Annotated in this window: 26 protein-coding genes and 2 pseudogenes; 14 read left to right on the top strand and 14 right to left on the bottom strand. The window is 66.1% G+C overall.

Annotation, left to right across the window (positions count from 1 at the left end; genetic code table 11):
* Positions 1–3 precede the first annotated feature (3 nt).
* Together MLGJGCBP_RS39465 and MLGJGCBP_RS39460 are read right to left on the bottom strand one after the other, a co-directional pair.
* On the bottom strand, positions 4–1,200 hold the full coding sequence (locus MLGJGCBP_RS39465; protein WP_236581635.1) for a hypothetical protein: 1,197 nt from the start codon (positions 1,198–1,200) through the stop codon (positions 4–6).
* Positions 1,197–1,574 carry a PEP-utilizing enzyme gene (locus MLGJGCBP_RS39460; RefSeq protein WP_087556370.1) on the bottom strand — a complete coding sequence of 126 codons (378 nt, stop codon included), beginning with the start codon at positions 1,572–1,574 and terminating at the stop codon, positions 1,197–1,199. Before MLGJGCBP_RS39460 ends, MLGJGCBP_RS39465 begins: the two co-directional genes overlap by 4 nt.
* A gap of 155 nt (positions 1,575–1,729) precedes the next feature.
* On the opposite strand from MLGJGCBP_RS39460, the gene MLGJGCBP_RS39455 reads away from it, so the two are divergent.
* From MLGJGCBP_RS39455 to MLGJGCBP_RS39435, 5 genes are all read left to right on the top strand, one after another.
* Positions 1,730–2,263, top strand: a complete 534-nt coding sequence (locus MLGJGCBP_RS39455) for a putative immunity protein (RefSeq protein WP_160102669.1) — start codon at positions 1,730–1,732, stop codon at positions 2,261–2,263.
* Between the two features lie 76 nt (positions 2,264–2,339).
* Positions 2,340–3,419 (top strand): ABC transporter permease, encoded by a 1,080-nt coding sequence (locus tag MLGJGCBP_RS39450; protein ID WP_160102667.1) that lies wholly within the window; start codon positions 2,340–2,342, stop codon positions 3,417–3,419.
* Positions 3,416–4,240, top strand: a complete 825-nt coding sequence (locus MLGJGCBP_RS39445; RefSeq protein WP_087556054.1) for an ABC transporter ATP-binding protein — start codon at positions 3,416–3,418, stop codon at positions 4,238–4,240. Before MLGJGCBP_RS39450 ends, MLGJGCBP_RS39445 begins: the two co-directional genes overlap by 4 nt.
* Positions 4,237–5,106, top strand: a complete 870-nt coding sequence (locus MLGJGCBP_RS39440; protein WP_160102665.1) for an ABC transporter ATP-binding protein — start codon at positions 4,237–4,239, stop codon at positions 5,104–5,106. Before MLGJGCBP_RS39445 ends, MLGJGCBP_RS39440 begins: the two co-directional genes overlap by 4 nt.
* Positions 5,099–5,704: a TetR/AcrR family transcriptional regulator gene (locus MLGJGCBP_RS39435; protein WP_160102663.1), complete on the top strand. Its 606-nt coding sequence runs from the start codon at positions 5,099–5,101 to the stop codon at positions 5,702–5,704. Before MLGJGCBP_RS39440 ends, MLGJGCBP_RS39435 begins: the two co-directional genes overlap by 8 nt.
* 6 nt (positions 5,705–5,710) lie before the next feature.
* Here the strand turns inward: MLGJGCBP_RS39435 and yidC are convergent.
* The 5 genes and pseudogenes from yidC to MLGJGCBP_RS52395 all read right to left on the bottom strand — a co-directional run.
* Positions 5,711–6,577: pseudogene (yidC, locus tag MLGJGCBP_RS39430) on the bottom strand (membrane protein insertase YidC); the annotation flags it as partial.
* Between the two features lie 134 nt (positions 6,578–6,711).
* On the bottom strand, positions 6,712–7,035 hold the full coding sequence (locus MLGJGCBP_RS39425) for a DUF6412 domain-containing protein (RefSeq protein WP_160102659.1): 324 nt from the start codon (positions 7,033–7,035) through the stop codon (positions 6,712–6,714).
* A 152-nt stretch (positions 7,036–7,187) separates the two neighbouring features.
* Entirely contained in the window at positions 7,188–7,622 is a 435-nt protein-coding gene (locus tag MLGJGCBP_RS39420; RefSeq protein WP_160102657.1) for a zeta toxin family protein, read from the bottom strand.
* Between the two features lie 67 nt (positions 7,623–7,689).
* Positions 7,690–8,028: a hypothetical protein gene (locus MLGJGCBP_RS39415; protein ID WP_160102655.1), complete on the bottom strand. Its 339-nt coding sequence runs from the start codon at positions 8,026–8,028 to the stop codon at positions 7,690–7,692.
* Positions 8,025–8,489, bottom strand: a complete 465-nt coding sequence (locus MLGJGCBP_RS52395) for a helix-turn-helix domain-containing protein (RefSeq protein WP_236581634.1) — start codon at positions 8,487–8,489, stop codon at positions 8,025–8,027. Before MLGJGCBP_RS52395 ends, MLGJGCBP_RS39415 begins: the two co-directional genes overlap by 4 nt.
* A 234-nt stretch (positions 8,490–8,723) precedes the next feature.
* Between MLGJGCBP_RS52395 and MLGJGCBP_RS39405 the strand changes: the two genes are divergently transcribed.
* Both MLGJGCBP_RS39405 and MLGJGCBP_RS39400 read left to right on the top strand, forming a co-directional pair.
* A complete protein-coding gene (locus MLGJGCBP_RS39405; protein ID WP_442972142.1) occupies positions 8,724–10,232 on the top strand; it encodes a protein adenylyltransferase SelO in 1,509 nt (502 codons plus the stop codon).
* 80 nt (positions 10,233–10,312) lie between these two features.
* Positions 10,313–10,654 carry a TA system antitoxin ParD family protein gene (locus MLGJGCBP_RS39400; protein ID WP_268960815.1) on the top strand — a complete coding sequence of 114 codons (342 nt, stop codon included), beginning with the start codon at positions 10,313–10,315 and terminating at the stop codon, positions 10,652–10,654.
* 8 nt (positions 10,655–10,662) lie between these two features.
* Here MLGJGCBP_RS39400 and MLGJGCBP_RS39395 read toward each other — a convergent pair whose 3' ends face one another.
* A complete protein-coding gene (locus tag MLGJGCBP_RS39395) occupies positions 10,663–11,115 on the bottom strand; it encodes a winged helix-turn-helix transcriptional regulator (RefSeq protein ID WP_160102652.1) in 453 nt (150 codons plus the stop codon).
* Positions 11,116–11,203: 88 nt separating this feature from the next.
* On the opposite strand from MLGJGCBP_RS39395, the gene MLGJGCBP_RS39390 reads away from it, so the two are divergent.
* Positions 11,204–11,797 carry a dihydrofolate reductase family protein gene (locus MLGJGCBP_RS39390; protein WP_160102651.1) on the top strand — a complete coding sequence of 198 codons (594 nt, stop codon included), beginning with the start codon at positions 11,204–11,206 and terminating at the stop codon, positions 11,795–11,797.
* Between the two features lie 71 nt (positions 11,798–11,868).
* Positions 11,869–12,252: a PPOX class F420-dependent oxidoreductase gene (locus MLGJGCBP_RS39385; RefSeq protein WP_160102650.1), complete on the top strand. Its 384-nt coding sequence runs from the start codon at positions 11,869–11,871 to the stop codon at positions 12,250–12,252.
* Between the two features lie 24 nt (positions 12,253–12,276).
* Here the strand turns inward: MLGJGCBP_RS39385 and MLGJGCBP_RS39380 are convergent, their stop codons facing one another.
* Positions 12,277–12,984: a TetR/AcrR family transcriptional regulator C-terminal domain-containing protein gene (locus tag MLGJGCBP_RS39380; protein ID WP_160102649.1), complete on the bottom strand. Its 708-nt coding sequence runs from the start codon at positions 12,982–12,984 to the stop codon at positions 12,277–12,279.
* Between the two features lie 120 nt (positions 12,985–13,104).
* Here MLGJGCBP_RS39380 and MLGJGCBP_RS39375 point away from each other — a divergent pair, with 120 nt between their 5' ends.
* Both MLGJGCBP_RS39375 and MLGJGCBP_RS39370 read left to right on the top strand, forming a co-directional pair.
* Entirely contained in the window at positions 13,105–14,343 is a 1,239-nt protein-coding gene (locus MLGJGCBP_RS39375; RefSeq protein WP_160102648.1) for a fatty acid desaturase family protein, read from the top strand.
* 124 nt (positions 14,344–14,467) lie between these two features.
* On the top strand, positions 14,468–14,719 hold the full coding sequence (locus tag MLGJGCBP_RS39370; protein ID WP_087556368.1) for a hypothetical protein: 252 nt from the start codon (positions 14,468–14,470) through the stop codon (positions 14,717–14,719).
* Positions 14,720–14,796: 77 nt separating this feature from the next.
* Here MLGJGCBP_RS39370 and MLGJGCBP_RS39365 read toward each other — a convergent pair whose 3' ends face one another.
* Positions 14,797–15,063, bottom strand: a complete 267-nt coding sequence (locus MLGJGCBP_RS39365) for a WhiB family transcriptional regulator (protein WP_160102647.1) — start codon at positions 15,061–15,063, stop codon at positions 14,797–14,799.
* 209 nt (positions 15,064–15,272) lie between these two features.
* Positions 15,273–16,550 (bottom strand): APC family permease, encoded by a 1,278-nt coding sequence (locus tag MLGJGCBP_RS39360; RefSeq protein ID WP_160102646.1) that lies wholly within the window; start codon positions 16,548–16,550, stop codon positions 15,273–15,275.
* A 312-nt stretch (positions 16,551–16,862) separates the two neighbouring features.
* On the opposite strand from MLGJGCBP_RS39360, the gene MLGJGCBP_RS39355 reads away from it, so the two are divergent.
* The 3 genes from MLGJGCBP_RS39355 to MLGJGCBP_RS39345 all read left to right on the top strand — a co-directional run bounded on the left by MLGJGCBP_RS39355 (position 16,863) and on the right by MLGJGCBP_RS39345 (position 18,408).
* Positions 16,863–17,189, top strand: a complete 327-nt coding sequence (locus tag MLGJGCBP_RS39355; protein WP_160102645.1) for a hypothetical protein — start codon at positions 16,863–16,865, stop codon at positions 17,187–17,189.
* 222 nt (positions 17,190–17,411) lie between these two features.
* On the top strand, positions 17,412–17,660 hold the full coding sequence (locus MLGJGCBP_RS39350) for a hypothetical protein (protein ID WP_160102644.1): 249 nt from the start codon (positions 17,412–17,414) through the stop codon (positions 17,658–17,660).
* A gap of 100 nt (positions 17,661–17,760) precedes the next feature.
* Entirely contained in the window at positions 17,761–18,408 is a 648-nt protein-coding gene (locus tag MLGJGCBP_RS39345) for a PAS and ANTAR domain-containing protein (protein ID WP_160102643.1), read from the top strand.
* Positions 18,409–18,502: 94 nt separating this feature from the next.
* Here MLGJGCBP_RS39345 and MLGJGCBP_RS39340 read toward each other — a convergent pair whose 3' ends face one another.
* The 3 genes and pseudogenes from MLGJGCBP_RS39340 to MLGJGCBP_RS39330 form a co-directional block, all read right to left on the bottom strand.
* Positions 18,503–18,835, bottom strand: a complete 333-nt coding sequence (locus MLGJGCBP_RS39340; RefSeq protein WP_236581633.1) for a hypothetical protein — start codon at positions 18,833–18,835, stop codon at positions 18,503–18,505.
* Positions 18,836–18,943: 108 nt separating this feature from the next.
* Complete coding sequence (locus tag MLGJGCBP_RS39335) at positions 18,944–19,840, bottom strand: Rieske 2Fe-2S domain-containing protein (protein ID WP_160102641.1); 897 nt, start codon at positions 19,838–19,840, stop codon at positions 18,944–18,946.
* A gap of 72 nt (positions 19,841–19,912) precedes the next feature.
* Positions 19,913–20,762 (bottom strand): annotated as a pseudogene (locus MLGJGCBP_RS39330) (SDR family oxidoreductase).
* Positions 20,763–21,249 lie beyond the last annotated feature (487 nt).

Raw genomic sequence — 21,249 nt, 5'->3', positions numbered from 1 at the left:
GGTTCAGCCTCCCAGTGGACGGAAGCACCCGTCGCGGTCCTGCGGAACGAAGACACCGCCGATCAACTGCAGCGCGAGGTCGGGATCGCTGAACTTCTGGAAGGATTCGGCGATCCGCGGCGTGATGGCCCAATCGATCTCGTCGTAGCAGCCGGCGAGTCGAGCCCACGCCTTGAGCTTCCACGCGTACATCTCGGTGGCGTACAGGTTGCGTTCTTCGGCATCGGTTTCGGCCAACCGCTGATACAGCGCTCGGTGTGCCTTGCGGATCGCCTTGGTGGCCTCGTCGACCTCGTCGGCACCGAGTGGGCGAAGGGTGCCACCGTCGGTGCAGAACACGCGGGTTTCGATGATGTCGGCCTGGTAGTCGCTGGGCGTGAACCAGGCCGTGCCCCAGACATTGTTGTCCATTTTCACAGTGGCGGGCAGCCGGTGGGCGATGACGAAATGGTGGTAGGGCAGCGTTTCGCGGATGCCGTCGACCCAGGGGAAGTCTCCGTCGCCGTCCGCGCAGGTCTCGCGCAGCGCCAGGAACGTGCCGTCCTCGAGCTGATAGGGCCCGGTGTCGCACACCGCGGTGCGCGCGTCGCAGTTCTCCAGGAATGCGTACGCGGTCAGCCGCGCACCGAATTTGCGAATCCCCGCCTTGACCTCGTCGTCGGCGGGGACGAGGTGGGACCGGATCTCCGCCAGCAAGTCGTCGTCGATGACATGCGAACTGTTCTGCGGCTCCGCGTCCATGTTGAACAGGACGTTGTCAGTGCGCATGGCGATGGTCGCCTCGCGCCAGAAGCGGAGCACCTCGAGCTGGTCTTCCAGACCGTCCGACAGGGTGTTCTCTCCGAGGTCGACGAACAGTTCACGTCCGGTGAGGTAGTGCAGCGGGGTGGCCGCGAGGTTGATGAAGCTGCGCTTGTTGCCGATGGGCAGAGCCTTGCGCACCAGTTCGGTGGGGGTGGCGTGCTGCCGGATGATACGGATGCGCTCGGGCACCCGGAGGTAGTCCTCCATCATCGACATCAGGATGTAGGTGTTCATGCCGAACAGTTCCGACTCGAACACGGTCCGCGCGGACAGTTCGGACTTGTAGGCCGCACCTGCGGCGTGCACGAGCCAGTTCCATTCCTCGAGTGTGGGCTCGTAGGCCGGGTCGGTGTACAGAGCCTCCACGTTCACGGGAGTGGTCAGTTGTGCGGTCACGCCGTCACCGCCCCTGCAGCGACGGCCACGCGTGCGGTCTCGGTATCCGACAGGTCCAGCACCACGGTGTCGCCGTCTGCGACGGTTCCGGTCAGTTCGGCGGCGAGCACGCAGGGCACGTCGGACTCTCGAGACAGGATCGCGAGGTGCGATTCCCGGCTACCGGCCGTACAGACGATTGCGCGCAGGTCCGGCAGGATCGGCGACAGGAAGGTCATACCACCCTTGCTGACGAACGCGATCGTGTCCTCGAGATCGTCGTCGTCGATCGACAGCACATCGGCCGTGTCGTTGAACCATCTCGCGGTACCGCGAACCTCCCCTGCGGTGAATAGGTTGACACCGGTCCCGACCTCGTTCAGGTCTCCGCTCATCACATACTCCGTTCGGCCCATTCGTGGGCGTGGGATTGTCTTGAACACGCACTTTCGTCGGTGCCAGGAAGGCTACGATCGGCTGTGTCGTGCGCCACAGTCCACTTTGGGGGACAGTCTCGATGCCCCGGCGGCCGGTGGTCGAAAATGGATCCATGGCACGGGAAGCAACGGAAATCGTTCTGAGTAATCAGGATCTTCGTGAGGTCACCGCGTTCGCCGCGGGGTGCGCGGAGGGGGTGCTCGAGATATTCGAGGCCGATCAACCGGGCGACCCCCGGCCCCGCGACGCGATCGCTACCGCGTGGGAATTCGCCCGGGGTGGTGAGCGCGGGAAATCTCTGCGCGACGCAGCGTGGGCGGCGCTCGCGGCCGCCAAGGGCACGGACACCGAGGCGGCGCGCGAGGCGGCGTGGGCGGCGATGGCCGCGGCGGGCGCCGCCTACCTGCATCCGTTGGCGAAGGCCACCCAGGTCAAGCACATTCTCGGAGCGGCCGCGTACGCGGCCAGAGCGGCCGAACTCGTCGCCGGGGACGATCGGGTCGGCGGCGCCCGACACGTCGGGCAGGCGGTCCAGCGTGCGACACCGGTCGTCGTCGACGTACTCGGACGTTTTCCGGCGGCACCGGGTGGCGGCGGGCGGGTCGGCGAGTTGATCCGCATGCTGGACGATGCCCTTCGCCGCTGATCGACGACTGATTGCCGACACGGCGTGTAATTCATCAACTGTTGACCCTGGTCACTCGGCGTGCCTAGCATCGACTATGCGCGCCATGATTCTCAAGGAATTTCGCGAACTTCGGCGGGACCCCCGCACCCTGGCGATGTTGATCGCGTTGCCGCTCCTGTTACTGGTGATCTTCGGCTACGCGGCCAACTTCTATGTGTCCTCGGTCAAAACGGCAGTCGTGGGTCCGTCCGCTCAGGCGGTGAGTACATCTCTGCCGGCCTACTTCGATGTGACACAGACCGACGTCGACGGCTCGACCGCGCAAGCGACGGACCTGTTGCGGGAGAACAAGGTCGACGTCGTCGTGGTGACCGGGTCGACCCCGGCCGAGCAGTCGACGGCAATGGTGGACGGCTCGAATCTGTTCGCTGCGCAGTCGACCGTGTCGATTCTGAACAAACTCGGCGACCAGGTCCGCACCGAGGTGTTGTTCAATCCGGAGCTGAAAACGTCGTGGGTGATGGTGCCGGCGATCATCGGCCTGATTCTCACCTTCATCGGCACGATCGTCACCAGCATCGGTCTGGTTCGTGAGCGTGAGGCCGGGACCCTCGAACAACTCGCCGTCATGCCGATACGTCCGAGTCAGGTGATCTTGGGCAAGATCGTGCCGTACTTCCTGCTTGCGGCGCTGGACATGATCGTGGTGACAGTGCTGGGCATGGTGCTGTTCGGGGTGCCGTTCAACGGCAACGTGCTGGTGTTTGCGCTGGGCGCCGCGCTCTTCCTATTCGTGGTTCTCGGTCTCGGTGTGCTGATTTCGACGATCTCGCAGACCACCGGGCAGGCCATCCAAACGGCCTTCTTGTTCCTGATGCCACAGATTCTATTGTCCGGCATGATTTTTCCGCTCGACGCGATGGCGGCAGGGGTTCGCTGGATCGGCTACCTGCTTCCGCTGACCTATTTCACGATGATCTCGCAGGGCGTCATGTTGCGTGATGCACCGATATCGTCGCTGTGGTTGCCGTTGGTCGTGTTGGCCGTGATGGCGATCGTGGTCTTCACCGGGTCGACGCTTCGTTTCCGGCGAGATCTCGCGCCCGACGTCTCGAAGGCGAGCAAGCCGGAGCCATCGAAATCGGTCGATCCGACCGGTGCGGACGCCGCATGATCGCCGCGACCGACTCCGTCGTCGTCCGGTTCGGCGACCGAACAGCCCTCGACGGAGTGAGCATCGAGGTTCCCGCAGGCCAGGTGGTGGCCCTGGTCGGCGGAGACGGGGCGGGGAAGTCGACCCTGTTGCGGACGTTCGTCGGGGAGGTCCTCCCCGACACCGGGACCGTTCACGCCCCGGGTAAACACGAAATCGGGTTCCTCTGCGCGGGCCCGGGAAGTTGGGCGGCCCTGACGGTCCGGCAGAACATGGATTTCGTCGGCGGCATCTACGGCCTGGGCGGCAGCGAATTGGCCGAGCGGCGCGAGGAACTCATCGACCGGTCCGGGTTGGGTGATGCAGCGGACCGACTCGCCTCCGCGTTGTCGGGAGGGATGCGGCGCAAACTGGGCACGGCGATGGCGATGCTGCACAAACCCAAGATGCTGATCCTCGACGAACCGAGCACCGGCGTCGACCCCGTGAGCCGCATCGACCTGTGGCGAATGATCTCGGAGGCCGCCGCGGACGGTGCAGCCGTGGTGATGTCGACGACATACCTCGACGAGGCCGAGCGCGCCGGGCATCTCGTCGTCCTCGACTCCGGCCGAATCCTGACCCAGGGCTCCTACGACGAGGTGCGCGCCGGATTCACCGGCACCATCACCTCGGCAACGGATCCGGTGCGACCCGAATGGTCATGGCGCCGTGGCCGGGAGCGTCACGAATACTGGGAGGACGGCCATCCAGACACCGACGCCGCAACCATCACGCCAGACCTCGAAGACATCGTCATCGCGTTATCGCTGACACGCCGGCAGGAGGTCGGGACGTCATGACCGCTGAGGTACTACGGGCACGTTCGGTGACCCGGAAGTTCGGTGACTTCACGGCCGTCGACTCGATGTCGATGACGGTCGCCCCCGGCGAGGTGGTCGGTCTTCTCGGAGCCAACGGAGCCGGCAAGACCACGCTGATCCGGATGCTCCTGGGTCTGCTCGCCGCGACGGAAGGAGCCGTCGAATTGCTCGGCGGCCCGCCGGACCGAACGCGCCGGGCACACATGGGTTACGTGCCCCAGAACCTGGGCCTCTACCGTGATCTGACCGTCGAAGAGAACCTGGCCTTCAGCGCGGAGGCCTACGGTGTTCCCGTGCCGGGTGTCCCTGCCGAACTCCACGATGCGCGCAACACCCTCGTCCGCGAACTTGCCCTGGGCGCGCAACGACAGGTGGCGTTCGTCGTGGCGCTGGCACACAAACCCACCGTGCTGGTGTTGGACGAGCCGACCTCCGGAGTGGATGCACTGTCCCGCGCAAGACTGTGGGACACGATCCGGCACCAGGCCGACAACGGCGTCGGCGTCCTGGTCACCACCCACTACATGGAGGAAGCGCAGCAGTGTGATCGCCTGTTGCTGATGTCGTCCGGGCAACTCGTCGGCGCCGGCAGCGAGGACGACATCATCGGCGACACCCGCGCGGTCGCGGTGCACACACCGGATTGGGCACAGGCATTTGCGGCACTGAACGATGCCGGGGTCCCCGTGATCCTGGACGGCCGTGCGATCCGAGTCCCGGACACGGATCCGGCGACGATCGATTCCGTACTGGACGCAGCCGGCATCGCCGCCGATATCCGGCCCGTGCGCGCCACCATCGAAGAGCGCATGCTGGTCCTCGCGCGTGCCGGAGCGCATGGATAGTCGCGCTCCCGGCAGGCCGAAGGTCGTCGCAGATTCCGCCGGCAAACGCGACACCATTCTGAGGTCGGCGCGAGAGCTGTTCTCCGATAGAGGCTTCGACCGAACGACGATGCGCGCCATCGCCGCCCGGGCCGGAGTCGACCCAGCGCTGATTCATCACTACTTCGGCAACAAGAACGCGCTGCTCGTGGCCGCCCTGCAGCCGGAGGTCGACGCGAAGACCGTGTTCTCCGGAATCACCCCCGAGACCGACGCGCCCGGCGAGATCTTCGTCCGACGCGTACTCGAATTCTGGGAGACGAACCCACAACAACGCGCACGCGCAATCGCGCTGCTGCGCGTCGCCGTGACGCACGACGAGATCGCCATGCGAGTGCGCGATTTCTTTCTCGGACTCGTGCAGCGCGCACTCGGCGGTGTCATCCGCAGCGATCACCAGGACGAGCGTTACGCACTCGTGGTCAGCCAAACGGCCGGGCTGGCGATATCGAAATACATCCTCCTGCTACCCGACGTCGCCAACGCCCCCATCGACATCCTCGCTCAGCGCGTGGGGCCGAACATCGACAACTACCTCTTCCGCGACTTCGACGGGTAACTAGTCGCGGCGTTCGACCACCGCACGCTCCTTCGCTGCCTCTTCCCGGTCGATGCGGGCGAACACGAGATGCTGCTGACCGTAGGTCCAGATGTTGTTGCTCACCCAATACAGCAGTATCGCAATCATCAGGAACGGGCCGCCGACCAGAACGCCGAGGGGAAAGACCCACAGCGCCATCTTGTTCATCATCGCGGACTGCGGATTCGCGGCTGCCTCCGGACTCTGCCTCGCCAGCGAGGCCCTCGCGTTGAAGTGGGTGGCCAGGCCGGCGATCACCATCAGGGGAATCGCCACCGCCGCGATCGTGGCCACCGTCGGGATTCCCCCGTGCGAGGCGAACGACGCCAGGGTGCTCTGCGGGCTGGTGATCGCCACCGAGATCGGCGCCCCGAACAGGCGAGCGCTGAGGAACGACTGCACGTCGGCGGCACTGAAGATGTAGTTCGCGGTGTGCGCGTTGGCCTCGGGCGACATCCCGAGCTGGCCGAGTCCGGTTCCGGTGCGGTTGAACGAGCGCAGCACGTGATACAGGCCGATGAACACCGGCGCCTGCACCAATGCCGGCAGACAGCCCATCAACGGATTGAACCCGTGCTCTTTCTGCAGCTTCTGCATCTCGGTGGCCTGACGCGCCCGGTCGCCGGCGTACTTCTTCTGCAGTGCCTTGATCTGTGGTCCGAGTTCCTGCATCTGGCGGGTCGTGCGGACCTGTTTGATCGCGGGTTTGAGTAGAAGGGTCCGGAGGGTGAAGACCAGGAAGACCACCGCCAGGGCCCAGGCGACGCCGTTGTCCGGGCCGAGTACCGCGCCGAACACCGTGTGCCAGAACCACAGAATCGCGGACACGGGGTAATAGATGAAGTCGAGCATGGGAGCACCTCTTTGCTGCACGGCGCGGCGAGACCGCGGCATCGTGCGAGTCGGAGTTTCACGCCTGATTCGAGGAGCAGGGACGTGAATTTGGGACTGGGTCGACGAGGCGGCCGACGCAGTACCCGAAGGTGCTACGCGGCGGCGGCCAGGACCCGTCCGGGTGCTCGGGGAAGGCGAGGGCGGCCGGGGGTGTCCGGGGCGCTCTGACGACGGAACGCGCCACGCAGGCGCTGCTCCTCACGGGGTGGACCGGTGGCCGGCTCCGTCAGCAGGTGCAACGGCGACCGCGCTTGACCTGCGACGGCGAGCAGGAAAACGATCGCCACCGCGGCGCCCACGATTGCAGTCGGCCCGTCGATCGCGAGCGTCGCAGCGATCACCAATGTCAGCACGGCAACCCACGCGAGCTGAACGATGTTCAGCCCCTGCGCGAGAACAGACCGGATCCGTGCCATGCGTGCAGCATACCGAGCACGCCAGGTGCCGATGGAACCCGAGCTGATCAGCAGGTCGCGTGGGATTCCAAGCCCCGAAGGTAGTCGATGAGGGTGTCGAGGAAGCGGTTGCCTTCCCACTGACCCGTCAACGTGACAGCGAACGTGACCATCTACTCGATTGTTTCGAATCCTCCGGCCGCGGAGCGTCGGAACAGTTCGAGTTCCACCACCGTCACACCTTCACTGTTGCGCGCCGCCGCGGCGAGCGTCTGGGCGTTGCGGGCGCACTTCGACATCGCGGCGTCGTCGTAGCAGTCGTCGATCGCCGCGGGCGGGGTGAACCGTCCACCGAGCGACGAAGAGTCGACATGCCAGGCGAGGCGACCCTGCCACCAGCGGGACAGTGCCTGCTCGTGCGCGATGCCTCGGGGTACTTCGACTCCGATGACCCGCAACGAGGTGTAGTTGGCGCGGACCGGTTCCTCGTACACCTTGGGGCCGTGTCCGGGCCACCGGAGTGTTCCCTCGATCAGGACGTTCTCGCCGCGGTCCAGGCACAGATGGCGGATCTGATCGATCAGGGCGGTGGATTCGTCGTGGACCAACGCTGCCAACTCCCGCGGCGCCAGCGGTGCGCCGTCCGCGAGGTTCGTGCCGAGTAGTTCCGCATAGTCACCGTCGCGGAGTGCCTGTCCGATGAGGAAGTTCTTTGACCTCGTCGGCGTCGAGGCTGCGGTATCCGTCCAAGTCGGGGATATGTTCGCGGAGCAGGGTGCTTTTCCCGGCCCCGGGTGCGCCGGCGGTGAGGATCGCCGAGCGTCCCTCGCGCAGCGGGGTGGCCCGTGCGAGATACCGGTCGATGACCGTGCGGCGGAACCGCAGCCGGGTAGGGGATGCCGCGAACCGGACCATCGTGTTCGTGTCGGACTTGGTATGTAGCGGGCCGCCGGGCATAGACATGGCGGCCAGCTGCGCGGCAACGGTACCGCGCAACGGATCCGGGTAGTTCACGCAGACCGTGCCGCCTGTTCGAGGGCTTCCCTGTTTCGCTCCATCAGCCGACCGATCTCATCGCCGGTCAGCAATCCGCGGTAGTAGGCGCGTTCGATCTCGTCCCAGCTGCCGGGCTCGTACGCATCGGCAGACACTCCACCGCTGACCGGGACGCGGCCGAAGGTGAACTGCCAGTCCAGCAGAATCTGCATCATCTCGTCGTCGCTGATCTCGCCGGCGGCGCGGCGGTCGATGACCTCGGTCGGTGTTCGATCGAGTAGAGCCGGGTTCTCCAGCACGGTGCGCAGCATGCGATGAATCGTCGGTTGCGAGATTCCGATGTGCTCATGGATGACCCGTTGGGTGATGTTGGCGGCGTTCGCCTCGGCCACCGCCCGCAGGACATCGAGGTCGGCGATCCTGCGCCGGGCAGCCGCCACATCGAGAGCGGCGACGGCCTTGCGGTCGATGGTGTCCACGACAAGCACCTCCTCGGATTGATTCACAATGAATCACCGACCTCACAATACCCACCCCCACCGACCCCGTCCACTGAGCCAAATCGATCGCTCCAGCGTCCTTGACCAGGCCAACCATCGATAACTCCCCACCGATGAAGGAGGCCGGGCACCCGCACCGTGTGGGTGCTCACGTGGGATCGGCTGTGCCCCGCGTGATGCAGCCGCCAGTCTCGTGGCGATTACCCTGTCATGATGGCTGCAATCCCGGATTCCACAGTGGGCACGAACACCGCGGTGTCCGGCCTCGAGAGCACCTTCGCCGACGAGCTGGGCGCCCTAACGGTGCCGTGGCAGGGCGCTCCCGCACCCGACCCCACGATGCTCGTGCTCAACGAATCGCTCGCGGCGACGCTGCGGTTGGACGTACAGGCACTGCGAAGCGAGGACGGGGTCGGTGTCCTGTCCGGATCGACGGCACCGACCGGAGCCAAACCGGTGGCGATGGCATATGCGGGCCACCAGTTCGGAGGATATGTACCACTCCTCGGGGATGGTCGGGCGTTGCTGCTCGGCGAACTGACCAGCGGTGATGGGCAGCGCGTCGATCTGCATCTCAAGGGCTCGGGCCGAACGCCGTTCTCCCGAGGCGGCGACGGGTTCGCAGTAGTCGGCCCGATGCTGCGTGAATACCTCGTCAGCGAGGCCATGTACGCCCTCGGCATCCCCACCACCCGCGCGCTGTCGGTGGTCGCGACGGGCGGGCACGTGCACCGAGACGGCACCGAACCCGGGGCCGTGCTCGCCCGGGTCGCGGCCAGCCACCTCCGGGTCGGCACCTTCGAATACGCCGCGCGGCAGGGCGGGCTGTTGCAACCGCTCGCCGACTACGCGATCGCCCGCCACTACCCGGAGCTGACCGACCTGCCGACGACCGGCGCCGGCAACCGCTACCTGAGATTCTTCGAGGCCGTCGTCGAGGCGCAAGCGTCACTGGTGGCACGGTGGATGCTCACCGGTTTCGTGCACGGGGTGATGAACACCGACAACACGACCATTTCCGGGGAGACCATCGACTACGGTCCGTGCGCCTTCCTCGACACATTCGATCCGGCAGCGGTGTTCAGTTCGATCGACCACGGCGGCCGCTATGCGTTCGGCAACCAACCCGCTGTGCTGAAGTGGAATCTGGCGCGCTTCGCCGAAACGCTGCTCACGCTGATCGATTCCACACCGGACGACGCGATCGCGGCGGCATCGGCAGCCCTCGACACCTTCGATCAGCGTTACGACAGCCACTACGCGGCCGGTATGGCGGCAAAGCTCGGTATGGCCGGCACACCCCTCGACCGAGCACTGATCGACGACCTTCTGACGCTGATGAAGGACCACGGCATCGATTGGACAAGCGGCTTCCGCGCTCTCGCCGACGAATTACGCGGAAACTCGACATCTCTGGACGCCCTCGCACCGCGCGAACACACCTGGCCGTGGTTGCAACGCTGGCGCGGCGCCCTGCAAGAACACGGGCGCGGGGCAGCGGAGACCGCAGACGCAATGGACCGCATCAACCCGATGTACATCCCACGCAATCATCAGCTCGACGCAGCACTCCGGGCCGCGACCGACGGTGAACTCGCCCCGTTCGAGAAGCTATTGGAGGTCGTCACCCATCCATTCGACCGCCGCGACGAGTGGGCCGACTACGCCACACCCGCCCCGCCGTCATTCACCAGAACATTCCAAACCTTCTGCGGCACATAACTTTTGCACGAGTAGCAGGGTCGTCGCCCTCTCCATCGGCGACAGCGTCCTGCATCCGGCGCTCCAGGTGAGCAGCGGACCTGGTGGCCAGCGCCATGGCCGAAGGAGAACGGCAGCACCGGACAGGACGCCAGCAACTCGAACACTGGGCTCGGATGGGGCGTGCGGTCTCGAGTCGGCAGACCGCGGCCCGGCGCCGAGTGGAGGACGCTCTCGCCGGCCGGTTGCCGCTCGGTGAACTCGGAATCGAAGAAGGCATGGTGTTCGACGCCGAGATCGACGCGGCGATCGAAGAACAACTGGCCACCACCGATTACGGCGGCACGCTTGCAGCCCGGGGAGTCACCACGGTCGCGCTGTCCGAGGACGGTCAGCTCACCGAGTACCGTCCCGACGGCACGCACTCAGTCCTGCGCGAGTGAAACGACATTCACACCGCAGCACCGGGACCCTGAAGTAGTTCGACGTCGCCGGCGTGCATCGACTCGCCGCAGTGTGCGCAGCGCAGGTCGACTTTGCTGATCTCGCCGCACGCGTGGTGGCGGTAGAGGACCGGCGGGCCCGCCTCCCCCGCGAGCCAGTTGTCACCCCAGGTGGCCATTGCCATCAGAACGTCGAGGAGTTGAATGCCCTTCTCCGTCAAAACGTATTCGTACCGCGGCCGTCGGTCGTAGGGCCGGCGCTCGAGCACTCCGCGCTCCACGAGGTGGTTGAGTCGTTCGGTCAGGACCTTGCGCGAGATGCCGAGGTCGGCCTGAATCTGCTCGAACCGGGTGAATCCGGCCCACACGTCACGCAGGATCAGCGGCGACCAGGGCTCCCCGATGACGTCGAGTGTTCGCGCGATCGAGCACGCCATCCCACCGAAATCTGTGCGTTGCATGAATCCAGCCTACCAATTGGGGTTCCCTCAAGAAACTCGCACTGTTACGCTCATGGAGTCTCCTGAAGGAACCCCGAAAGGAACACGAATGAGCAAGGTCATCAGCGCCCACGCAGTCTCGGTCGACGGTTACATCACCGGCCGCAATCCGGGACCCGGTCACGGAATCGGCGACGGCACATCCCTGTTCGACTGGTACGGCGACGGCGACACCCCCAGTCGGCTATTCGACGGGTTCAGTCTGAGCGAGCCCAGCGCCCGGATCTTCGACACGCTCGCCGGACGCGTCGGTGCGGTCGTTGCAGGACGCAACACCTACGAGGATTCCGGTCGTTTCGGCGGCGGCAGCCCTCACCCGACCGCTCGCGTGTTCGTCCTCAGCCATCAGCCCGTGCCGGAGTTGTCCGAGCAACAGACGCTCGTCACCAGCGGCATCGAGGACGCGGTCGCGGCGGCGCGCGAAGCCGCCGGAGACAAGGACGTCAGCCTCATGGGCGGCGGAGTCCTGACCGCGGCCTTGACGGCCGGGCTCGTCGACGAGGTGGTCCTGCACCAGGTGCCCGTCCTGCTGGGCGCCGGTCGCCGTTTCTTCCAGGAACTTCCGGAGCACGTACAACTCCGTCTACTGGAGGCCGTCCCGGCGCCCGGCGTGACCCATCTCCGCTACGCGGTGGTCCGATGACCCTCGCCGACGGCGGGCCCACCCCCACGACCCCGGCTTCGCGCCGGCAACCCCGATGAAGGAGCAGACCCATGCTTGATCCCGACGTGCGCCGCGTACTCGACGGCACCTCGATCGCTCACCTCGCCACGGCACTCCCGGACGGCTCGCCCCACACCGTTCCCCTCTGGATCGGCACCCACGACAACCGAATCGTCTTCCTCACCGGCCCCGGCTCACGCAAGGCACGCAACCTGCGCCGCGACCCGCGGATGGCACTGTCCATCGCACCCGTCGACAATCCGTTCGAGCCCGTCGTCGTCCGAGGGCGCGTCGTCGAATGGCTCGACGGCGATACCGCGTGGGAGATCATCGACCAGCTGTCCACGAAATACACCGGCGCGCCCTACCCCCGAGACGAAGAGCGCGTCGTGGCCGTGATCGAGCCCGAGCGACAGACTGTCGGCGTCGGCTGAGCCGATTACAGACGGACTGCTCGCTCACCCCGGAGGTGAGCTGTCCCCGCGCTTCAGCGTCGCGGTCAGGCCGGCCAGGAGGATGTCGACTCCGCGTTCGAGTTCGGCGGCGCCGTCGTAGGACGCCAGCACCGGTGCCAGACCCCGCAGGAGCGGGAACTCGCCGATCGGCAGACGATGCAGGCCGAGGCGAAGGAGGTCGTCGGATTCTTCGGGGCGCTCGACGAGTTCCTGCAGTTCGTTGAGGACGTGGCCGTAGAGGAAACCGAACAACGCCCGATAGACGTGCAGGGCGTCGGCGTCGGTGAAACCCGTCCGGGTCAGCAGGGTCAGGATGTCCTCGAGTGGGCGCAGGGTGCCGAGCGGCCTGAGCCCGAGCGGCGTCGACAGCGGCCGGGTGACCAGGAGCGGCACGACCTGAGGATGGGCGAGGGCCAGCCGGCGGAAACCCCGCGCGACCTCCCGAAGTTGGGTAGCCCAATCGCCGTCGCCGGTATCGACCTCCAATTCGTCGAGCACGCGCTCCGCGAGACCGTCGAGCAGCGCGGCCTTGTTCGGGGCGTGACGGTAGAGAGTCATCGGGTCGCGGTCGAGCGCCTTGCCGAGGCGGCGCATGGACAGCCCGTCGATTCCATCCCGGTCGACGATCTCGAGCGCAGTTTCGAGTATCCGCTCCCGGGTAATCGGACCGCCGTCGGAGTGGATCGAACGACGTTCGGGCTCATCGGCCATTCACGACACCTCCACCAACACTGTAGGCCTGAACTGTAGATCTACAGTGTTGACAGCCTGAGGAATGCGGCGTTCACTTCAGGGTGAAGCACGGAGCGGTCCGGAAATCGGGAGTCGAATATGGCGATATCCGACATCAAGGAATACGCACATCTCACCGAGGAGGATGTCGAGGCGCTCCGCTCCGAACTCGACGCCATCCGGCGAGACATCACCGATTCGCTCGGTGAGCGCGATGCCACCTATATCCGTCGCACGATCGCGTTCCAGCGTGCGCTGGATGCCGCTGCGCGCCTGGTGATCCATTGCAGTCGGGCGCGAATCGGGTGGATCCTCGGGACCACGGCCCTGGCTCTGGCCAAGAGCGTGGAGAACATGGAGATCGGGCACAACGTCTCCCACGGCCAGTGGGACTGGATGAACGACCCCGAAATCCACTCCAGCACGTGGGAGTGGGACATGGCAGGCGTGTCGTCCCAGTGGCAGTACTCGCACAACTATCGCCACCACGTGTTCAGCAACGTGGTCGGGATGGACGACGATCTCGGGTTCGGCGTCATCCGCATCACCCGCGACCAACCCTGGAAGCCGGACAATCTACTGCAGCCGCTGCGGAACCTGTTGCTGGCGTCCACATTCGAATGGGGCATCGCCCTGCACGGCCTGTATTCCGAACGGGACCGCGTCGACACCGCCGCCGAGAAGAGTGCCCACACCCGAGCACTGCTCGGCAAGATCGCTCGACAGGCCGGCAAGGACTACGTGCTCTTCCCCGCCGTCAGCGGGCGGCGGTGGAGACGGACGCTGAAGGCGAACCTCTCGGCCAACCTGCTGCGAAACCTGTGGGCGTACGTCGTGATCTTCTGCGGGCACTTCCCGGACGGCGCAGAGAAGTTCACGGCCGCGGAACTGGAACACGAGACCCGGGCCGAATGGTATCTACGCCAGATGCTGGGCACAGCCAACTTCCGGGCCGGAGCGGTTCTGGCGTTCCTGAGCGGCAACCTCTGCTACCAGATCGAGCATCACCTGTTCCCCGACCTTCCCAGTAATCGCTACGCAGAAATCGCGACGCGGGTCCGCGCGTTGTGCGAGAAATACGATCTGCCATACACCACGGGTTCGCTTGCCAAGCAATACTTCCTGACCCTACGCACCATCCACAAACTGGCGTTCCCGGACCGGTTCCTGTCCGCGACCGCCGACGACGCTCCCGAGACCGCGTCCGAACTGAAATTCCGCACCGCCCTCACCCCGCCCTCCGACGGAGGCACCGGACGGCGTGCGGGACTGCGCACCGCGTTGCGCGAAGCCACAGCGAACCGCCGACGACATGCGACAGGGCGCCGACGGGCCTGACGCACCGCTTGCTCCCACAGGGGGTGGATAATGAGCACCCTTGGGTGGCTGTCGACCGGCTCCCTCCGGGGGCAGTGTTGGTGTGGTCAAGGAACACTCGACCACCCACCAGCAAGGACTCCGCATGTTTCGCCACACCGCCATTCGCGCCGGCCTGATGTTCGCCGCAGTCGCCTTCTCCGTCACCGGCGCGGCCGGAATCGCGCACGCCATGCCCGCTTCGACGGGCGGCGGTGACGTCGCCGTCACCTCACAGTCGGACCGTGACAACCGCGACCGGGATCGGCGCGACCGTTTCGACGACGACGCGCAGGGCGCAATGTGCCAGGGTCAGGCCGTCGTCGACCACCCCAGTTGCTCCTCGCTGCCGTACTGATCCCCCGATCGAGCTGCCACAGCGCCGCAGTCGCTGTGGCAGCGGCGGTCGAGTTTCTCTACCTGACCGGGTGAGGGCTACCGCGCACGCGAACGCTTCGCGAAAAGCTCGGCCCAGCGGACATGCGGATGCGCCTCGAGCAGTGCCCGGCGCTGACGTTCGGTCATCCCACCCCAGATGCCGAATTCGACGCGATTGTCGAGCGCATACGCGCCGCATTCCATCAGCACCGGGCAGTGCCGGCACAGCGCGGCGGCCTTGCGTTGGGCGGCTCCTCGCACGAAGAGCCGATCCGGGTCTCCGTCTCGGCACCGGCCTCGCGTTATCCAGTGGAGTTCCGACATGTGGAGTCATTCCCCTCTCGAACACCGAACACGGTCAGGGCACTGGGAATGCGGGCACAGCTCGATGAAGCAAGGGAAAGATTCAGCTGCGGACAGATTTTCGCAACACATCGGCTCCGGCGACGAGGGCGCGATCGACAATCGCACCGATGACAGATTAACTGCACCTCGTGCCGATCGCGCGTCGACGCTTGGATCAGGCGCTTGGATCAGGTACGACGGGATGCGCGGATCGCGTAGATCACGGCCCCGAGCGCGAGGACGATCACACCGGGAATCACCGACGCCAGGGGAAGGAACGCGGCGAGGACGATGCATCCGACGGCACCGACGACCGCCACCAGACGCGGCCACGGTTTCGCGGACAGCGTCCAGGCGGACGCGTTGGCGATCAGGTAGTAGATCAGCACCGCGAACGAGGAGAACCCGATGACGCCGCGCAGGTCCGCGGTCGCGGCGAGGACGGCCACCACCACACCCACCGCCAACTCGGCCCGGTAGGGCACCGCGAACCGGGGGTGGACGGCGTCGAGCAGACGCGGCAGGTGGCCGTCGCGTGCCATCGCGAAGGTCGTCCGCGAGACTCCGAGGATCAGGGCGAGCAGCGAGCCCAGCGCGGCGATCACCGCGGCCACCCGGACGACCGGCTCGAGACCCCCGAATCCCGCAACGGCAACCGCCTGCGCGAGCGGATCCGTCGCGGCCGCGAGGGCGTCGGCACCGAGCGCGTTCAGGACGGCGACCGCCACGCACAGGTACACGACGAGGGTGATCGCCAGGGCGAGGGGAATTGCCCGGGAGATGGTCCGGGCCGGGTCCTTCACCTCCTCGCCGAGCGTGGCGATCCTGGCGTACCCGGCGAACGCGAAGAACAGCAGACCGGCGGCCTGCAGGACCCCGGTCACGCCGTGGCCGGACGTGATCTCCAGGCCGTCGAACCCGGTGTCGGGGCCGGTCAGACACACGATGACGATAACCGCGAGGACGGCGAGCACCGTGAACACGATGACCCGAGTGACCAGGGCCGACTTCTGCACACCGAAGTAATTCACGGCGGTGATGGCGACGACGGCGACCACCGCGACGAGATGCTCGCGACCGGGCCAGGCGTAGGCACCGACGGTCAGGGCCATCGCGGCACACGAGGCGGTCTTGCCGACCACGAAGCCCCAGCCCGCGAGATACCCGAAGAACGGTCCCAGGCGTTCACGCCCGTAGACGTAGGTGCCACCGGACTGCGGATACAACGCGGCGAGCCGGGCCGACGAATTGGCATTGCAGTAGGCGATGACCGCGGCCACGGCCAACCCGACGAGCAGTGCCCCGCCGGCGGCGAACGCGGCAGGCCCCAACGCGGCGAAGATCCCCGCCCCGATCATGGACCCGAGGCCGATCATCACCGAGTCGAACACCCCCAACCGCCGACGCAACTGCGGTGTCGCGGCGGGGTGCGCGTCGTTGCCGTCCGAATTCTCGTCATCGGTCATGCGTGGCAGTTTCCCCTTCGAACGTGCGGATGTCTGGTCGCCCAACGCTAGCGCCCTCCGGTACGCAGACGTGAACTCCACGGTGTCAAACGGTTTCGGCTCTGCGGCATACTCGCAGCCACGAGCAGGGCTGCGACGGCCGGGTGTGGACTTTGCATTCGGATTGTCGGTAACCACGCGAAGGGGTGATTTCCACCAACCGCTCGGACCATAATTGGTCCATCGGGAAACAGGTACTCCGGACATTGTCTGCAACTCGAGACTCATCGGCCGGTGGAAGCCGGGCGACAATCAAATCAAAGGTGAGATCAGATGAACACGTTCGCATTGCGCACGGCGGTTACATCGGCCGCGATCGCCACCGCTTTTGCACTCGGTTCCGGCTTCGCAGCGGCGGCACCGGCCTTTCATGGAGACCCGAACACACCCGGTACACAGCTCCACGTCCACAACGACTCCCCGAACGACATGAACAGTTACCAGTGTGGGGCGATCGGCGTCGGGGGTGCCGGAGTCGGATCGAACTCCCCCGGAGGCAGCGGGCAGCTCAACGGCGTCTTCTTCGGCAGCGGCCCGGTCCAGGGTGGTTGCGTCGGCAACGACGGGTCGGTGCATTTCCCGTCCGGACGCGCCGAGTAGTAAGAACCCGACCTGAAGCCGCCCGACGAGTATCGCTGATATCGAGTCGGGTGGTCAACCTCGTCCGATGACGACCGTGCCGCGGCTGCACGGTGAGCGTCGCTGCGCCCCACCACCGATTCACCGGAGCGCCATATCATCATTTCACTGCAGCCGCTAGAGTCGCATGGATGCAAATACGACTCCGCGCTCATCGAGCACACCAGACCGCACAACCGTCCCGTGGCCGTTGACAGCGCTGATGCCGTCCTTGATGGCGACCAGACCGACGAGCGCCTCGCCCGCGCGGTGATCGAGGCCCTCCAGGCGGGCAGGTCGTGGGCGCACATCGCCACGCATCTCAGGGTTCCATCTCCAGCCATCCGCGACCGGCTCGGCATGACCGATCGGGACTGGCAGGAGGCAATCGTCGCCCACGAGAATGCCTGCGCGGCCCGTCTCGACGATCTGTCCTGGTCCCGGCGCTCGTAGACGAGACAGCAGTCTCGACCACCCGCCGCTGATCCACGGTTCTGGGCAGGACCGACGGCCCAGCAAATTGCGGGCTGCGCGATTTGCTAGAAAATGAGGCGTGGATTCTGAACAGGTCTTCGGTGGCGGTGAGCCGCAACGGGTGGGCAGCTTCCGCTTCTTCCTGGACGGGCAACGGTGGGAATGGTCCGAGGCCGTCGCACAAATGCACGGCTACCGGCCCGGCGAGGTCACGCCGACCACCGAACTGCTGCTCTCCCACAAACACCCCGAGGACCACCCGCACGTCGCACGCGTCCTGGACCGGATGATCAACGACGCCGAACCGTTCTCCAGCAAACATCGCATCATCACCGCCACCGGAAAAGTCCGCCACGTCGTGGTCGTCGGCGACCGCATGCACGACGACGCCGGCGCCGTGATCGGCACGAGCGGGTTCTACATCGACATCACCGACTCCCACCGCAGCGACGTCAAAGATTCGGTCGACGAAACCGTCGCCGAACTCGAGCAATCGAGGGCTGTAATCGAACAAGCCAAGGGGGCGCTGATGCTGGTCTACGGTATCCCCGCCGACCGCGCGTTCGACATCCTCACCTGGCGCTCACAAGAAACCAACACCCGGCTCCGCACGATCGCCGAACACATCGTCGCCGCATTCGAGGAGGTCGAACCCGACACCGGCCTGCGCACCCGATTCGACCACGTGCTGCTCACCGCCCACCAACCATCCCACCGACCGCAGTAAGCGGACGGTCCCGCGGGCTGTTCAGGAGGTCAGTCGCTCGGCCGCGTGCCCCACCCCTCCCGCACCGCCACTGCTGCTCGGCGCGCCGACGCCCCTATCCGGTGTGACGCCCGCTGTAGGCGCACAACGTGCCCCATGCCGCGGCGACGCCGGCGGCCTTTGCCTTGGTCGCCGCGTCGGGAAGCGTGAGTCCGAAGACCGCGGCATCACCGAAATCGGAGACCACCCGGACCGCGACTGCGGCGCGTAGCGCCGCCCCGGCAGGTGCCGTGACCAGGGCCAGGCCGCTCGCCGCATCACGCACCCCCACCGCCCGGATCACCGTCGCGACCTCGGGAGGGACGACGCCGTCGGCGCGAGTGAGTTTGCAGGGCTTCGCGAGAAGTTTCGGTGAGGCGATGATCGCAACACTGTATGCGGCGGTCAAGACGCCCAGAACCCGAGGAAGTACACGCGCGGCGGAAGTCGACATAGCGCCCGTATACCCCGCACCGGCGTGGCCCACGCACCGCGCCGCAATCGCCGCGGCGGGCCGTCAATCATTGCCGCTGGCAACGGGGTTGGTGCGAAGCGTCCGCTGTTCGTCCGATTGCCGGACCTGGATCCGTCCGTTCCGCACGCGGGCCTCGTACACCGGCTGTGGCCGGGTCGCCGGGCCTCGGTCGATCCGACCGTCCGCCACGTGAAAGCGACTCCCGTGCCACGGGCATTCGACACACCCCTCCTGCAGGGAGCCGTCGCCGAGTGGAGCCCCTCGGTGGGTGCAGCGATTGCTCAGCGCGACGACGCCGTCGCTTCGGTTCACCAGTAGCACCGACACGGTGCCGACGAGCACGGCAAGCATGTCCCTGCCGGTCAGGGCTGTTTCCGCGGCCGCATCCGTCCATTCCGAGGGCAGAGTGGAAAACGCGGTGGCATCTACGCCGACTCCGGCGGCGTAGGACAGATGGCCACCGAGCCATCCGCTGACTCCGAGCAGTCCTGCACCGAGCACGGACAGGCCGACGCCGACGCCGTGACGGCCGCGCCTTCGGGCGGTCCACGACGCGAGGTACGAGGCGATGGCCGCGTAGTTCGACGCCGCGTGGACTGCGCCGACCCTGCGCTCGGCACCGAGGGTGTCGGCCCAGTCCGACGCACCCGTCAGCGTGGCCGGCACGGCGGCAAGAGCCCCAAGACCCACCAGTTTCGCCGCGGCCGGACGCGCACTGTTGCCGCCGAGCACGTCGAGGAAGCCCGCGCTGACCCACGCCCCGATGGGAACGGTGACCAGGAGCGGGTGGAGAGGGTGCCCCAGATCGGTACCGGACAACGCGTCCTTGACCCGACCCGCTGGAAGCCACTTGTTGATGGCGTCCACCACCGCGTCCGCGGGCCGATCCACAGTGCGGGCATGTTCGAGCCGACGCACGCTTCGCTCGAGCAGGTTCACGTCCACCTCATCTCGATATTCATTCGAATCGAACACCTTTCGCGTCATCCAGGCGTGGATACCCGATCTTCGTCAGCCCGGTAGCGTCTCGCCACCGAGTGGGGCGAGGACCTCCCCGGAGTAGTAGGACGACAGCAGGCCGGCAGCGAAGAAGACGTAGGACGGTGCGATCTCATCGGGTTGCGCGGCCCGCCCGTAGGGTGCCTGCTTCCCGAAATCGGCCACCTTCTCCTCGTCCATCGTCGCCGGGATCAGTGGAGTCCACACCGGGCCGGGCGCAACACAATTGACCCTGATGCCGCGATCCAACAGCGCCTGAGCCAACGAGTAGGTGAGCGCGGTCACCGCACCCTTGGATGCGGAATAGTCGATCAGCGCCTTGTTCCCGCGCAGTCCGTTGACCGAACCGGTGTTGATGATGGAAGAATCCCGACCGAGATGCGGCACCGCGGCCCTCGTCACGTGGAAGTAACTGTCGATATTCACCGAAAACGTGCGCCGCCACTGCTCGTCCGACAGCTCGAGGAAATCGTCGACCGGCTCCTGGAACGCCACGTTGTTGACGACGATGTCCAGCCCACCCAACTCCGAGACCGTGCGGGCGACGACATCCCGGCAGTGCTGCGGCTCGGCGAGATCACCGGCGAATGTGCGGCACTGCCGCCCTTGCGCTTCGACCAACCCGGCGGTGTGGGCGGCGTCGTCGTTCTCCTCGAGATACGCGATGGCCACATCCGCGCCTTCCTTCGCGAAGGCGACCGCCACCGCACGCCCTATCCCCGAGTCCCCACCGGTGATCAGTGCCCGTTTGCCCCTCCAACAGTGCGTTTCCCCGGTAGGCGCGCATCTCGTCACGCGGCTCTTCCGCCATCTCCGAGGTGCGGCCAGGGTAGTCGATGGTGTGTGGGGTGTGTTCGCTCATTCACCTCTCCGATCGGGAAACAGTCATCCCACGGATACCCGACCCTCGACAGGGTGAATCGCTGGCGACTTACGCCCGAGACCTCTACCAGACCCCCGGATTCGGCGACACCGTCGACTGCACCCAGATCAAGCAGCCCCCGCCGCGCGACTGAGCAGTTCCACGCCCATAACGCGTCACCGGCTGTGATGGCAGTTACTTTCCAGCGATTCTCTTCAACATCGAGCGCCGGGTCATTACCCTTGACCACACACCCTGTACCCGCCCCTTCCGGGCGACACAGGGGGTGAAGCATCCGGGGTTACTCCCGGTATCACCGATGTCGAGCCCAGGCATCAACGCACCCAGACACCTACTGCTGTGGTTGTGGCGGCGCACCGAATTGCCGTCCCGGATCCGGTCCGTCGCTGCTCCCGTTGGCGACCACGTCCCCGGGCCGCGCGAGTGTGCACGCGATATGTCGAGGGGTCATCTCGCACACACTTCG

The organism is Rhodococcus sp. T7, assembly GCF_009872365.1.
In the GTDB taxonomy this organism is placed as follows: domain Bacteria; phylum Actinomycetota; class Actinomycetes; order Mycobacteriales; family Mycobacteriaceae; genus Rhodococcus_F.
Note: the sequence above shows the minus strand (reverse complement) of the source record. Positions and strands in the feature narration are given on the sequence as shown.

What these genes read in the sequence shown, in the direction of transcription:
- MLGJGCBP_RS39380 (WP_160102649.1), bottom strand. Translation starts at nt 12,984, where the DNA reads ATGGCCGATGAGCCCGAACGTCGTTCGATCCACTCCGACGGCGGTCCG.
- MLGJGCBP_RS39405 (WP_442972142.1), top strand. Translation starts at nt 8,724, where the DNA reads ATGGCTGCAATCCCGGATTCCACAGTGGGCACGAACACCGCGGTGTCC.
- MLGJGCBP_RS39355 (WP_160102645.1), top strand. Translation starts at nt 16,863, where the DNA reads ATGAACACGTTCGCATTGCGCACGGCGGTTACATCGGCCGCGATCGCC.
- MLGJGCBP_RS39385 (WP_160102650.1), top strand. Translation starts at nt 11,869, where the DNA reads ATGCTTGATCCCGACGTGCGCCGCGTACTCGACGGCACCTCGATCGCT.
- MLGJGCBP_RS39395 (WP_160102652.1), bottom strand. Translation starts at nt 11,115, where the DNA reads ATGCAACGCACAGATTTCGGTGGGATGGCGTGCTCGATCGCGCGAACA.
- MLGJGCBP_RS39440 (WP_160102665.1), top strand. Translation starts at nt 4,237, where the DNA reads ATGACCGCTGAGGTACTACGGGCACGTTCGGTGACCCGGAAGTTCGGT.
- MLGJGCBP_RS39450 (WP_160102667.1), top strand. Translation starts at nt 2,340, where the DNA reads ATGCGCGCCATGATTCTCAAGGAATTTCGCGAACTTCGGCGGGACCCC.
- MLGJGCBP_RS39375 (WP_160102648.1), top strand. Translation starts at nt 13,105, where the DNA reads ATGGCGATATCCGACATCAAGGAATACGCACATCTCACCGAGGAGGAT.
- MLGJGCBP_RS39445 (WP_087556054.1), top strand. Translation starts at nt 3,416, where the DNA reads ATGATCGCCGCGACCGACTCCGTCGTCGTCCGGTTCGGCGACCGAACA.
- MLGJGCBP_RS39435 (WP_160102663.1), top strand. Translation starts at nt 5,099, where the DNA reads ATGGATAGTCGCGCTCCCGGCAGGCCGAAGGTCGTCGCAGATTCCGCC.
- MLGJGCBP_RS39370 (WP_087556368.1), top strand. Translation starts at nt 14,468, where the DNA reads ATGTTTCGCCACACCGCCATTCGCGCCGGCCTGATGTTCGCCGCAGTC.
- MLGJGCBP_RS39425 (WP_160102659.1), bottom strand. Translation starts at nt 7,035, where the DNA reads ATGGCACGGATCCGGTCTGTTCTCGCGCAGGGGCTGAACATCGTTCAG.
- MLGJGCBP_RS39390 (WP_160102651.1), top strand. Translation starts at nt 11,204, where the DNA reads ATGAGCAAGGTCATCAGCGCCCACGCAGTCTCGGTCGACGGTTACATC.
- MLGJGCBP_RS39460 (WP_087556370.1), bottom strand. Translation starts at nt 1,574, where the DNA reads ATGAGCGGAGACCTGAACGAGGTCGGGACCGGTGTCAACCTATTCACC.
- MLGJGCBP_RS39455 (WP_160102669.1), top strand. Translation starts at nt 1,730, where the DNA reads ATGGCACGGGAAGCAACGGAAATCGTTCTGAGTAATCAGGATCTTCGT.
- MLGJGCBP_RS39365 (WP_160102647.1), bottom strand. Translation starts at nt 15,063, where the DNA reads ATGTCGGAACTCCACTGGATAACGCGAGGCCGGTGCCGAGACGGAGAC.
- MLGJGCBP_RS39360 (WP_160102646.1), bottom strand. Translation starts at nt 16,550, where the DNA reads ATGACCGATGACGAGAATTCGGACGGCAACGACGCGCACCCCGCCGCG.